Source organism: Deltaproteobacteria bacterium, from assembly GCA_026712905.1.
In the GTDB taxonomy this organism is placed as follows: Bacteria; Desulfobacterota; Binatia; order UBA9968; family JAJDTQ01; genus JAJDTQ01.
The window spans coordinates 40,137-52,598 of sequence record JAPOPM010000048.1 but is presented as its reverse complement, the minus strand read 5'-3'; the positions used below and the strand labels follow the sequence as shown (position 1 = coordinate 52,598).

At 67.7% G+C, this 12,462-nt stretch carries 10 protein-coding genes; 5 read left to right on the top strand and 5 right to left on the bottom strand.

From position 1 onward, the window contains the following. Nucleotides 1-232: 232 nt before the first annotated feature. The 4 genes from OXF11_04080 to OXF11_04065 form a co-directional block, all read right to left on the bottom strand. Nucleotides 233-1,030: an ABC transporter permease gene (locus OXF11_04080; protein MCY4486278.1), complete on the bottom strand. Its 798-nt coding sequence runs from the start codon at nt 1,028-1,030 to the stop codon at nt 233-235. After that, nucleotides 1,023-1,790, bottom strand: a complete 768-nt coding sequence (locus OXF11_04075; protein ID MCY4486277.1) for an ABC transporter ATP-binding protein — start codon at nt 1,788-1,790, stop codon at nt 1,023-1,025. Before OXF11_04075 ends, OXF11_04080 begins: the two co-directional genes overlap by 8 nt. Before the next feature lie 69 nt (nt 1,791-1,859). Next, complete coding sequence (locus tag OXF11_04070; protein MCY4486276.1) at nt 1,860-2,891, bottom strand: ABC transporter substrate-binding protein; 1,032 nt, start codon at nt 2,889-2,891, stop codon at nt 1,860-1,862. Between the two features lie 102 nt (nt 2,892-2,993). After that, on the bottom strand, nt 2,994-4,268 hold the full coding sequence (locus tag OXF11_04065; GenBank protein ID MCY4486275.1) for an FAD-dependent oxidoreductase: 1,275 nt from the start codon (nt 4,266-4,268) through the stop codon (nt 2,994-2,996). A gap of 441 nt (nt 4,269-4,709) precedes the next feature. Between OXF11_04065 and OXF11_04060 the strand changes: the two genes are divergently transcribed. The 3 genes from OXF11_04060 (at nt 4,710) to OXF11_04050 (ending at nt 10,569) form a co-directional block, all read left to right on the top strand. Continuing rightward, nucleotides 4,710-5,951 (top strand): efflux RND transporter periplasmic adaptor subunit, encoded by a 1,242-nt coding sequence (locus OXF11_04060; protein ID MCY4486274.1) that lies wholly within the window; start codon nt 4,710-4,712, stop codon nt 5,949-5,951. Next, complete coding sequence (locus OXF11_04055; protein MCY4486273.1) at nt 5,938-9,078, top strand: efflux RND transporter permease subunit; 3,141 nt, start codon at nt 5,938-5,940, stop codon at nt 9,076-9,078. The genes OXF11_04060 and OXF11_04055 overlap by 14 nt, the downstream gene beginning before the upstream one ends. Before the next feature lie 249 nt (nt 9,079-9,327). Continuing rightward, the gene (locus OXF11_04050) at nt 9,328-10,569 is read left to right on the top strand and encodes a CinA family nicotinamide mononucleotide deamidase-related protein (GenBank protein MCY4486272.1); all 1,242 of its coding nucleotides are present in this window, start codon (nt 9,328-9,330) and stop codon (nt 10,567-10,569) included. A gap of 6 nt (nt 10,570-10,575) precedes the next feature. On the opposite strand, the gene OXF11_04045 is transcribed toward OXF11_04050, so the two are convergent. After that, the gene (locus tag OXF11_04045) at nt 10,576-10,965 is read right to left on the bottom strand and encodes a S4 domain-containing protein (protein MCY4486271.1); all 390 of its coding nucleotides are present in this window, start codon (nt 10,963-10,965) and stop codon (nt 10,576-10,578) included. Nucleotides 10,966-11,156: 191 nt separating this feature from the next. Here OXF11_04045 and OXF11_04040 point away from each other — a divergent pair, with 191 nt between their 5' ends. Further along, nucleotides 11,157-11,600 carry a hypothetical protein gene (locus tag OXF11_04040; GenBank protein ID MCY4486270.1) on the top strand — a complete coding sequence of 148 codons (444 nt, stop codon included), beginning with the start codon at nt 11,157-11,159 and terminating at the stop codon, nt 11,598-11,600. 71 nt (nt 11,601-11,671) lie between these two features. Next, entirely contained in the window at nt 11,672-12,454 is a 783-nt protein-coding gene (locus OXF11_04035; protein MCY4486269.1) for an alpha/beta hydrolase, read from the top strand. Nucleotides 12,455-12,462: the final 8 nt, after the last annotated feature.

The following is a 12,462-nucleotide window of genomic DNA, read 5'->3' as shown; positions in this document are numbered from 1 at the left end:
ATCGTAGGCGGTTGCCCAAACGCTGTCAAGCGGCCGTGCGGCAAGGCGCGATGACTTGTGGGGGCGCCCCGCGGTCGCCCCCCGCGACGAAGCCCGCGGGCTTCCTCGCGGGGTCTTCCTCGCGGGGTGCCCGCCACTGGGGGGCGACCGCGGGTCGCCCCTACAAGTCATCGCGCCTTGCCGACGACGAAAATCCTGCGCAACTTATCCCAGGTATTTACGGGACACGACACTACCGCCATCGCAGTATGGTCTTCTCCGCCTTGCCGATGAGCCAGCTCACGGTCAGGCCCATGACGGACAGCACCGCGGCCCCGGCGATGAGCTCGTCGGTGGCCATGAGGTTGCCGGCCAGCAGGATGTAGGCGCCCACGCCGAACTCCGCGCCGATCATCTCGGCGGCCACCAGCAGGATGATGGCGATGGACGTGGAGATGCGGAAGCCGGACAGGATCGCCGGCATGGCGCCGGGAAGGATGATCTTGCGCACGATGGAGAACCAGGTGAGGTCGAACGACTGCCCCATGCGGACCAGCGTGCGGTCGACGTTGTCGACGCCGCCGTAGACCGAGATGACGGTGGGGAAAAACGTGCCGAAGAAGATGGTCGCCACCTTGGATTCCTCGCCGATGCCGAACCAGATGATGAACAAGGGCAACAGGGCGATCTTGGGAATCGGAAAGATGGCGGCGACGAACGGGACGATGCCGGCTCGGGCAAGGGAAAACAGGCCGGCGGCGAAGCCCATCAGCAGGCCGGTCAGGGTACCCAGCGTCCAACCGAGCACCAGGCGCTGGACCGAAGCCGTCAAGTGCAGCCAGATCTGGCCGGTCTGCACCAGGTCGACGAGCGCCGCGAAGGCCAGGCTGGGCGCGGGCACCAGGATCTCGCTGATCCAGCCGGCGCGGGAGGCGATTTCCCACAGGCCGATGAGTCCCGCGAAGACCAGCGGTCCGACAACGCCCACCGGCCTGGGCTTAAAACCGCCCCCGCGATAGGGTACCGGCGAGCCGCCGGTGTCGTCAGACATGGACGATCTCCTGGTCCGCGGCCAGCGCTTCCTCGCGCATCAGCTCCCACAGGTAGCGCTGGCGGTCCCACAACATGCCGGACTGTCCCTTGCGCTGCTCCAGCGGCACGTCCAGCTCCACGATCTCGCGTATGCGGCCCGGTCGACGTGACAGCACCACGATCTTGTGGCCGAGCCGGACGGCTTCCTCGATGTTGTGGGTCACGTAGCAGGCGGTGAAGCGTTCCCGCTCCCAGAGGTCCAGAAGGTCGTCGAGCAGCAGCTCCCGGGTCTGACCGTCCAGCGAGGACAGCGGTTCGTCCATCAGGAAACAGGCTGGCCGCACCGCCAGCGCGCGGGCGATGGCCACCCGCTGCTTCATGCCGCCGGAGAGCTGTTTCGGCAGGGCGTCGCGGAAATCCGTGAGCTTGGTGCGCTCGAGCACGTCGTCGATGATGGCGTTGGCCTCACCGCGCGAAAGGCCGTGCCTTTCCAGCACCAGGGAAATGTTGCCGGCGGCGGAGCGCCACGGGAGCAGGGCGAAATCCTGGAAGATATAGGTCAGCGGATTGAGGCTGTCGGGCGGCGGCGGGCTCATCTCCAGCACCGAGCCCCGGGTGGGGCGCTCGAGCCCGCCCAGGAACCGCAGCAGCGTCGACTTGCCGCAGCCGGACGGTCCGATGATGCAGACGATTTGTCCCGAGCCGATGTGCAGGTCGATGTCCTGCAGGACCTCCGTCTGCCCGTACCAGTGGCTAATGTGGTCGACGTGGATGTCCATCGGCTTGTGGCGGCCGGTGCGGCTGGAGACGGGCCGGGCCGTCCCCATCCGCATCGGGATTCCACCGCTCTAGTTCAGGAAGCTGGCGTCGATATAGGTCTCGGCGGTCAAGGTCTTCGGAGCGAAGCCCTGGGCCTGGAACCAGGCCAATTGCCGCTTCAGATCCGGGACGTCGAGGGCCGCGTCCTCCGTCATGAAAACGGCCCCCGCCTTGATGGGCGGCGCGGCCTTTGCGCGCGGCCGGGACGTGTAGACGTACTTGTGGATGAGGTCCACCATGGCTTCGGTGGCGGCCGGGTCCTTCTTCTGGTCCAGCATCACGGCCCGGTAGTCGGCGATGCCCTTGCGGTAGGCGCGCAGGAAGCGCTCGACCTTGCCGCGATGATCCTTGACGTTGCCGCTGGAGGTGAAGATCGTGGTCACCTGGTAGCTGCCGATGTCACGGATCCAGCCGATGATCTTGGCCGCGCCGGCCTTCTCCAGCGGAATCGCCACGTGCGGCACCATGGCCATGGCGTCCACCTGACCGGACTTGACCGCTCCGATCATGGCGCCGACCTTCTGGAGCGGCTTGACGGAAACGTCGGCGAGGGCGAAGCCGTGCTTGGCGCCGATCATCCCGATCATGTAATGGAAGGACGAGCCTTGCTGCGTCATGGCCCAGCTACGGCCCTTGAGGGCCTCGGGCGAGGTGAGGCCGGCAGCGTGGGCCTTGTTCGAGGCCATGATGGCCATGCCGGGGTGCTTGGGGGCCTCGGTGTAGAGGCCGCCGATGACCTTCAGCGCGCCCTTGTCCGCGAGGCTGTAGAAGCCGCCGGTGAGGGCGGTGACGCCGAAGTCGATGTCCCCCGAGGCGATGGCCACGGCGATGGGCTGGGCCGCCTGGAAGAACTTGAGCTCCACGTCGAGCCCTTCGGCCTTGAAGTAGCCCCTTTCCTTGGCGATGAACGTGGGCGAGTGCGACGTGAAACGCAGCGCGCCGATCGTGATCTTCTCCGCCGCGGCCTGGCTCGTCCACATGGCCGCGAGGCCGAGCAATGCGATCCCGGCGAGACTGGCCGCGGACCATCGCCAACTCTTCTTGTCGGTTCTGTTGAGCATGTGACTCCTCCTCTTCTGGAACATTTTGATCGTTGTCGCTGATGACCTGCCCCTCGAGAGGGACGTTGGTAGCCTCTCAAAGCACCCCAGCCTATCGTCATATCACGAGAATCGCGGAATCGCCGAACGGTCCAGGATGGCTCCTTGGTCGGCCAGCGTCCGGCGGACGTCGGCGGCCTGCCAGGGACTTCCGTTGGCCGCGTGGGCCGCGGCCACGCCGGCCGCGTGGCCGGTGGCGAACGCTGTGCCCATGACCCGGATGGCGGCGCCCGCCAGCCGGTCGCCGTCCGCGACCCGGCCGGCGGCGAACAGGTTGGGCGTGTCGCGGCTGGTCAGGCAGGACAGTGGAATGTCGTAGGACGTCCTCTCCGGGGGATAGTCGTAGGTACTTCCGTACGTCTTGCGGTCGTGCCACTCCGCGCCCCAGGCGCCCAGCGCGATGCAATCGTCGAAGCGGTTGCTGTCCTCGACGTCGCGCCACTTCAATTGGCGAACCGATTCGATATGCCGCGATTCGCGAGTGCCGAATTCGTGGCCGGTGGCCACCAGATAGGCACGTTCGCAACCGGGTATGGTGCGAATGGCCTCCAGGTACTTCCAAGCTTGCCGCCGACCGTCCCGTTCCGCCGCGGAAAGGGACCGGACATCCCGCGGGTCGTAGTCCGCCGAGACCAGATAACACGCCAGATCGCCCGAGTGCGGCAGACGGGCGACGACGCCGCGGTCCTTGGTGACGAGCCGGCGGTCGGACCCGAGCCGTGCCACCGCGGCCGCGATGTCGTCGGCGCTTACCGGCAGGTCGGCGGGTATGCCGCCGAAACGGGTGCCGAGGCTTCCGAGATTGACGCCGTCGTCATTGCCGTAGCGGGTGCCGGCGCCGGCGCGGGCCGCCAGATTGCCTTCGCCGGTGCAGTCGACGAACGCCTTGGCGCTGACCCGGTGCAGGCCGGCATGGTCGGCGACGGTGACGGTCGTGATCACACCGTCCTCACGCTCGGCGGCGACCACCATCGTGCCATGCATGACGGTCACGCCCGCCGCCTGGCAGACTTCATCAAGCACGATCTTCACCGCCTCGGGATCGAACACCACGAAGACGCCGCGAAAGCGAAACGGTCCGGTGAGGGCGTTGTGCTGTTTGAGAAGGCCGACGACCTCGGCGCCGACGCCGCCGACGACCATCTTGGGGCGTTCGTCCAGCGTGTACAGGCCGCAGTACGTCAGGACGTTGCGCATGGTCGACGCCCCGCCGAGGCAGTAGTATCTCTCGATGAGCAGCGTCCGCGCGCCGCTCCTCGCACTGCCCACCGCGGCGGCCACTCCCGCGCTGCCGCCTCCCGCGACGATCACGTCGAAACGTTCTTCCACGGTATTCATTCGCCGTCGATCATCCTTCCGCCGACGCGGCGCCCGCGTGTTTCGCCCATCCAAAGGCGTTCACTTACCACATGCTCATGTGAAGGTTCACCAACAGCGGAACGGCGTCGAGGCGCCTGTCGAGAAGGAGAAACAGAACGTAATGATTCGAGTTCGAGAAGTCCAGAGCGGACGGTTGCCCCTTCCCGGCAAACTCCCTATCCTCCAATCTGCGCGCGGAACACGCGCCGGGATCGACGGAACCGCGCATCGTCCAATCAAGTGAAGTTGTATCCCCGAAACAAGCCGTTTAGACAAAAATACATGTCCCTCCATTCCATGTCCCTCCAGCCGCCGCGGGTTCTCCTGATCGGTTGCCTCTTGGCGGCATCGGTCTTGTCCGCCGTTGAAGCGTGGCCGCAGCGCTGGGGTCCTCGCGCGGTGGCGGTGAAGACGGCGCCCGTGCAATCGAGGGCGATCCCGGAAGAGGTTTCCTTCATCGGCACCATCGAGGCCAACGTCGCCACCACGGTGGCGTCGGTGGTGGCGGGCCGGGTGTCGGCGGCCGATTTCCGGGAGGGCGACGCCGTGACCGCGGGCAAGACGGTCCTGTTGCAGGTGGACCGGGGGGGTCGCGAGATCGCGTTGCGCGAGCGCGCGGCCGCGGTGGCGCGGGCCAAGAAGCAGTGGGAGAAGATGCAGGAGGGGTCTCGCTCCGAGGAGGTGGCCCAGCGGCTCGCCGCGGCCAAGGAACAGGAGGCGCTGCTGGAACGCGCCCGGCGCGACTTCGAACGCTCCAAGCGGCTCTACGACGACAGCCTCGTAAGCCTGGCGGCGTTGCAGAAGGCGGAGAGCGACTACCTCGCCGCCCGTGAGAAGTACGGCAGCGCCCGCGCCGCCTTGAAGCTCACCCGTTCCGGGGCCAGGGCCGAGGACATCGCCATGGCCGAGGCCGAGCACGAGGAGGCGCGGGCGCGCCTGGACGCGGTGGCCTACGAGATCGAGAAGAGCACGCTGCGCGCGCCCATCTCCGGTTTCATCGTCAGGAAGCACGTGGACGTGGGCGACTGGGTGAACGCGGGCGCGCCGGTGGCCGACCTGGTGGACCTGGATCCGGTGTTCGCCGTCGGGCCGGTGGGAGAGCGCAAGATCGCGCGGCTGCGCACGGGCCTTCGCGCCACGGTCACGCTGGACGCCTTCCCCGGCGAGGTCTTCCCCGGCGAAGTGGCGCATATCGTTCCACAGGCGGACAGGCGCAGCCGCAGCTTCCCGGTGAAGGTGGGCCTCGCCAACGCGCGCGGCCGGCTCAAGGCCGGCATGCTGGCGCGCGTCACGGTGATCGTGGCCAGCGGCGAGCCGAGCGTGCTCGTGCCCAAGGACGCGGTGGTGCGGCGCGGCCCGGACGAGCTGGTTTTCGTCGTGTCCAACGGGCAGGCGAAGGCGGTGAAGGTCCGCACCGGGCGCGGCTGGCGCGCGCTGCTGGAAATCGCCGACGGCGACCTGAAGCCCGGCCAGCAGGTGGTGACGCTGGGCAACGAGGTGTTGCAGGACGGCGCCAAGGTGCAGCTCGGCAACGGCGCCGGGCCGCGGGGAGGACCGGGCGGAAGGCCCGCGGGACGGCCGGGGGCGCGGCCCGGCGGACCGGGAGGCAGACCGGGTGGTCCGGGTGCCGGCTCCGATTCGAGGCGTGATGGGAATCGTTGACTTCTGCGTGCGCAATCCGGTCTCGGTGACCGTCGGCATCATCCTGGCGATGCTGTTCGGGACCATCGCGCTGTTCCGCCTGCCGGTGCAGATGATCCCGACCGTGGACCGGCCCGAGATCACGGTGGAGACCGAGTACGGCGGCGCCGGACCCCTGGAAGTGGAGCGCGAGGTCACGGACCGGCTGGAGGAGCGGCTCAACGCCGTGGAGCAGCTCAAGCAGGTCTCCTCCAGCTCCATCGAGGGCCGCTCCCGGGTGGTTCTCAGTTTCGACTGGGGCACCGACAAGGACATCGCGCGCCTGGGCGTGTCCGAGAAACTCGACACGGTGCGGGACCTGCCGCCCGACGTGGGCGAGTCGCGCATCCGCGCGGTCAACACCGACGAGGAGAGCCCGATCTCGTGGATCATGGTGGACACGGAGCGGGATCTCAACGAGGTGTGGGAGGAGTTGAAGGACGTCATCGTGCCCCAGTTGGAGCGGGTCCCGGGCGTCGGCGCGGTGTGGCGCTTCGGCGGCCGCGACCGCCAGGTGCACGTGACGCTGGACCCGCGCGCCATGGCCGCCCGGGGCATCACGGTGGCCGAGGTCCGGCAGGCCATCACGCGCGAGAACCGCAACGTCAAGGGCGGCGACCTGAGCGAGGGCAAGCGCCGGCACGTGGTGCGCACCCTGGGCCAGTTCGAGGAACTGCGCCACATCGCCGACGTGGTGGTGCGGCACGACCTCCAGGGGCCGGTGTACGTGCGCGACGTGGCCGCGGTCTCCTTCGGCCACCAGGACCGGGACTTCGCGGTGCGCATCGACGGCAAGCCGGCCCTCGGCATGGGCGTGCTGCGCCGGTCCGGCGCCAACACCATGGAGGTCATGGACGGCGTCCGGGCGACCCTGAGCCGGCTGCAGCAGCGCTACGGCGAGAAGGGCATCCACCTGGCGATGGTGTACGACGAGACCGACTACATCCACGACTCCATCAACCTGGTGACCCGCAACATCTACATCGCCGTCGGCCTCGCGGTGCTGGTGCTGCTGTTGTTCCTGCGCAGCCCCGCCAGCATCGTCGTCGTGGCGGTGGCGATTCCCGTATCCATCGTCACGACCTTCGTGGCCCTCAACCTCTTCGGTTCCACGCTCAACGTCATCCTGCTGGCCGGCCTGGCCTTCGCCACCGGCATGGTGGTGGACAACGCCGTGGTGGTGCTGGAGAACGTCTTCCGCCACCGCGAGATGGGCAAGGGACGGGTGCGCGCGGCGCTCGACGGCGCCCGCGAGGTGGGCGGGGCCATCCTGGCGTCGACGCTCACCACCGTGGCCGTGTTCGTCCCGGTGCTGTTCATCCGGCAGGAGGCCGGGCAGCTTTTCCGGGACATCGCCCTGGCCGTGTCCGTGGCGGTGGCGCTGTCCCTGGTGGTGGCCCTCACCGTGGTGCCCATGCTCTCCGCCCACATCCTGCCGGAACGGCCGCGCCCGCGGTTCCGGCGCCTGCGCGCGGTCATGTCGGTGTTCGACCGGGGCGGGGCCGCCTTCTCGGGCATGGTGCTCGGGATGCTGGCGTGGCTTCAGCGCGGCGCCGTGCGGCGGGTGGCGGTGGTGCTGTTCATCGTCGGCGGATCGGTGGCCCTGGCCTGGTGGTTCGCGCCGCCGCTGGACTATCTGCCGCGGGGAAACCGCAACTTTATCTTCGGCGTCGTGAAGATGCCTCCGGGTTTCAACACCGACCAGAAGGAATCGATCATCAAGGAGATCGAGTCGCGCGTCCGGGCCATCCCCGAGATCGAGCGCATGTTCGCCGTCATACGCCTGGACACCCCCATCATGGGCGCCATCGTGAAGGAGCCGTACACCAGCCTCGACGGCATGCGCCGGGTGGTGGCGACCATGCGCCGCGCCGTCGGCGGCATTCCCGGGACCCAGGCGGTTTTCGTCACCCAAGCGGCCCTCTTCCGCCAGCGGGGTGGCTTCATCGGCGGCAACAACGTGGCGCTCGACATCAAGGGCGACGACCTCCAGGCCATTCGGAACATCGCCGCGGGCCTCGAAGGGAGCATTCGCGGGGTGGACGGAGTGAACTTCGTCAACTCGTCCTTCGAGTGGGGCAACCCCGAGATCCGCGTGCTGCTGGACCGGGACCGGGTCTCGGCCCTGGGACTGCGCGCCTCCGACGTGGGCGACGTCATCGAGACCGCGGTGGAGGGCACCCGCGCCGGGCGGTTCCGCGAACGTGGCAGGGAGGTCGACATCATCCTCAAGGGATCGCGGGCCGAGATGGCCCATACCCAGGACCTGGGCGCGCTCATGCTCTCCGGCGGCGCGGGCCGGCTGGTGCAGCTCTCGGACATCGCGGAGATCCGCCCCGGCGACGGTCCCACCAAGGTCGAGCACGTGGATCTCGACCGCGCCATCAAGCTGAACGTGAACATGCACCACGCGCTGCCGCTGGAGGAAGCCGTGCGGGTGGTGGAGCAAGGCGCGGTGGGCGAGGTGCGGCGCACCCTGCCGCTGGGCTACTCCATCGGCGTCAGCGGCCAGGCGCAGAAGCTGGCGGAGACCTGGGACGCCTTCAAGTGGACGTTCCTGCTCGCCGTGGTGGTGGTCTACCTGGTGATGTGCTCGCTGTTCGAATCCTGGAGCTATCCACTGATCATCATGTTCAGCGTGCCCCTGGCGGCCACCGGCGGTGTCCTCGCCGTGAGCCTCGGGCACGCCGCCGAGCCCACCATCAAGATGGACACCGTCACCATGCTGGGGTTCATCATCCTGACCGGCATCGTGGTGAACAACGCCATCCTCATCGTGCACCAGACCCTCAACTTCATCCGCGCCGGGGAAGAGCCCCAGGCGGCCCTGCTGGCCAGCGTGCGCACGCGTATCCGCCCCATCTTCATGACCACCGCCACCACCGTGTTCGGCATGCTGCCCCTGGTGCTGTCCCGCGGCGCCGGCTCCGAGCTCTACCGCGGCCTCGGCTCCGCCGTGCTCGGCGGCCTGGCCGTCTCCACCCTGTTCACGCTGGTGCTCACGCCCACGCTCTATTCCCTGTGGCTGGACGTGCTGGCGCGGGTACGGCGCCGGCGGGTGTCCGACAAGGTCCCCGCCGAGGCCGTGCCCGCGCCCAGTGGTGAGTAGAGCCGACCGGGCTCCGGAATCACGAAACACGGCGTATCGAACCCCACCCCTGGATTCCCGCTTCCGCGGGAATGACGACTCGGGGGGTTGGTGCCGATTCTTGTCCGGGCGACGTCTTGACACGGCCTGTTCCGCGGGAATGACGGAACCGCGGCGTCGGCGCCCCTTGCCAACCCGTGCCGGCTTCTGGCACGTAAGTCCTCAACGAACACGGAACAGCGCTCAACGAACACGGAACAGGAGTACATCGTGCCCAACGCTGAAATCGTCGCCATCGGATCGGAGCTGCTGCTGGGTCAGATCGTGGATACCAATTCCGCGTGGATGGCCCAGCGCCTGTCGGACCTCGGGGTCAACCTCTTCTTCAAGACCATCGTGGGCGACAACCCGGGGCGTATGAAGGATGTCATCGGGCGGGCGCTGGACCGGGCGGACTTCGTCATCACCAGCGGTGGCCTCGGCCCCACCCAGGACGACCTCACCCGGGAGATCATCGCCGAGGTGTGCGGCCGCAAGCTGGTGCGCGACCCGGGCCTGCTGGAGCAGATCGACACGCGCTTCCGCCGTCGCGGCATGATCATGACCCCCAACAACGAGCGGCAGGCGGACATCCCCGAGGGCGCCATCCCGGTGGAGAATCCCAACGGCACCGCGCCCTCGTTCATCGTTGAGCACGAGAAGGGCATCGTCTATGCGCTGCCGGGGGTGCCGCACGAGATGAAGTGGCTCTTCGAGAACGAGTTGACCCCTTACGCCCGGGCCAAGTGGAACCTGTCGGAGACCATCGCCTACCGGGTGCTCAAGGTCACCGACATGGGCGAAAGCTCGGTGGACCACGAGATCGGCCACCTCATCGCCAACTCCAGCAACCCCACCGTGGGGGTCCTGGCCCACCCCGGACAGGTGGACGTGCGCATCACCGCCAAGGCGTCGAGCCGCGAGCAGGCCATGGAGCTCATCGCGCCGGTGGAGGCGCGGGTGCGCGAGCTTCTCACCACCCACATCTTCGCCGTGGACGACGAGACCATGGAGGACGCGGTGGGCCGGCTGCTCCGGGAGAAGGACCGGAGCGTGGCCGTCTTCGAGGACATGACCGCGGGCCTCGTGGCCGACCGCCTGCAGCGGGCCAGCAAGGAGCACTTCGTGGAGGGCATGGTGGCGCCCGGCGAGCGCGGCACGCGCCGCCTGCTGGCGCATTCACGGCGGCCCGATCAGGCCGGCGCCCTGCTGGAACAGCCCGAGCAACTCACCGAGGAACTGGCCTGGACCGTCCGGGAGCAGGCCGGCAGCGACTTGGGCCTGGCGCTGCACGCGGTGGAGAACCCTGGAGACACCGCCGTCAACCTCGCTCGGGGCCAGACCTACATCTCGGTCACCGACGGTACCGAATTCCACACGCGCACTTACAACCTCGGCGGCCGCGGCGGCCCCGACCGCACCCGCATGAGCCTCAACGCCGTCTCGATGATCCGCACGTTGCTGCTGGAATAGGGAGGCTTATTCCTCTGATGCGAGGCGGGTCCAGTCCCGGCGGTCTTTCTTGGTGGGCCGGCCGCCGCGTTCGCGAAAGGGCGCGGCCTGGGCCTGGATCTGAACGCGCGCGGCCTCGCGCCGGCGCACGCTTTCCGCGGTTTCCTCGTAGAGCAGAGCGGCCTCCTTGGCGGGGCCGCGCCTCGTCGATAGTGCGTTCACCGTAACCACCCACTCATAGGGGCCGCGCCGAATCTGGAGCTGGTCCCCGACGCGGATGGCCCTGGCGGGCTTGGCGCGGTCGCCGCGGACGTGGATCTTGCCGCCCTGGGCGGCGGCCGCCGCGAGGGAGCGCGTCTTGAAGAACCGCGCCGCCCACAGCCACTGGTCGAGGCGGACACTCTCCGCTTGCGTCATGGTGTTTGTATAGCACGGCCTTGCAAAGCAAGTCCGGCGGCACTGTTGGAAGTGGAAAAGGCCGCCTTTGCGGCTAAGGTATGGACGCCAAGGACCGATTCCTTACTGTGTGGTTGACATGTTCAGGGTTTCCTGTTGGTGTATTCGTGCGTTCCGGCCGCGAACGTGCGAGCCTTTCGAAGGGTGGCATCATGAGTGTGATCGTCTCGGAAGTCTATGACGCATTGGTCGAGGCCGGAGTTACCGTGGAGAAGGCCAGGGCGGCGGCAGCGGCCATTCCGGTGGCCGATCGATTCGTCACGCGGGAAGAGTTTACGGAACAGACGGGCATGTTGAACCAAGGTCTGAGCGAGGTGGTGTTCGAGGTGCAGCAAGTCCGTCAGGAGGTGGGGGATCTCAAGCGTGAGCTGGGCGGCGTGAAGCAGGATATCTCCGGACTGGAAAACCATGTCGCGCGACTGGACAACGATATCGGCAGACTGGACAACGATATCGGCAGACTGGGCAACGATATCGGCAGACTGGACAAGGATATCTCCGGACTGGACAAGAGACTCGCCGTCCTCAATCTAGCGGTCTTCAGTTTCGGCCCTGCCATCATCGCGCTGCTGGCCAAGCTCGTGTTCTTCCCGTAAGCCGAAGCCCCGGCCACGACCGGCTTCCCGCGGGCCGTGGCTTCCAGCCACACCGTCAACCGAGGTGTTCCATGCCGTATGCCGATTCCGATGGCGTCCGTATCTACTACGAGGTCTCCGGAGAGGGGCTGCCCTTCATCTGGGTGCACGCCAACCCGTTCGATCACAATCTGCTGATGTACCAGGTGGCCCACTTCTCCACCTGGTTCCGGGTGATCTCGCTGGACATCCGGGGTTACGGCCGCTCGGACAAGCCGGAGACGCCGTTTTCGCTGGGGGACATGGCGGGTGACGTGCTGGCGGTCTGCCGGGCCGAGGGCGTCACGGAGGCTGTCATCGGCGGCGTCAGCGTCGGCTCCGGCATCGCGCTGCTCCTGGGCCTCGACCACCCGGAGATGTTCCGGGCCGTGATCCTCGTGGGCGGGAGCAGCGGCGGGGGCGGGCGCGTCGGCGACCGCATCCAGGGCTACACGGACGATGTCACCACCTATCACGGGAAGCACATCAAGGAGCTGGTGGCGCCGGGTTTCGAGAGCACCCGGCTCGGCAAGTACCTGCTGGACGTCTTCCTGGAACGCAATCCGTGGCTGTCGGGCCGGTCCATCGCCCAGATCTTTCGTGCCCGCGGAGGCACGGACATGACCCCGCGCCTCCCGGAGATGAAGGTGCCCACCCTGGTCATCAACGGCGAGCACGACATGTCCCTGGAGGGCGGCCGGAAGACCGCGGCGCTGACGCCGGGGGCGGTGCACAAGGTGCTGTCCGGGACGGGTCACGCGTGCTGCATCGAGGACCCCGCGGGGTTCGACGCCTTCGTCATCGAGTTCCTGCGCGACAACGGTCTGATGGACTGAGGGCCGGG

Bases quoted from the DNA above. Each gene is read 5' to 3' on its own strand.
- OXF11_04080 (MCY4486278.1), bottom strand. From the start codon at position 1,030: ATGTCTGACGACACCGGCGGCTCGCCGGTACCCTATCGCGGGGGCGGT.
- OXF11_04075 (MCY4486277.1), bottom strand. From the start codon at position 1,790: ATGGACATCCACGTCGACCACATTAGCCACTGGTACGGGCAGACGGAG.
- OXF11_04070 (MCY4486276.1), bottom strand. From the start codon at position 2,891: ATGCTCAACAGAACCGACAAGAAGAGTTGGCGATGGTCCGCGGCCAGT.
- OXF11_04065 (MCY4486275.1), bottom strand. From the start codon at position 4,268: ATGAATACCGTGGAAGAACGTTTCGACGTGATCGTCGCGGGAGGCGGC.
- OXF11_04055 (MCY4486273.1), top strand. From the start codon at position 5,938: ATGGGAATCGTTGACTTCTGCGTGCGCAATCCGGTCTCGGTGACCGTC.
- OXF11_04045 (MCY4486271.1), bottom strand. From the start codon at position 10,965: ATGACGCAAGCGGAGAGTGTCCGCCTCGACCAGTGGCTGTGGGCGGCG.
- OXF11_04040 (MCY4486270.1), top strand. From the start codon at position 11,157: ATGAGTGTGATCGTCTCGGAAGTCTATGACGCATTGGTCGAGGCCGGA.
- OXF11_04035 (MCY4486269.1), top strand. From the start codon at position 11,672: ATGCCGTATGCCGATTCCGATGGCGTCCGTATCTACTACGAGGTCTCC.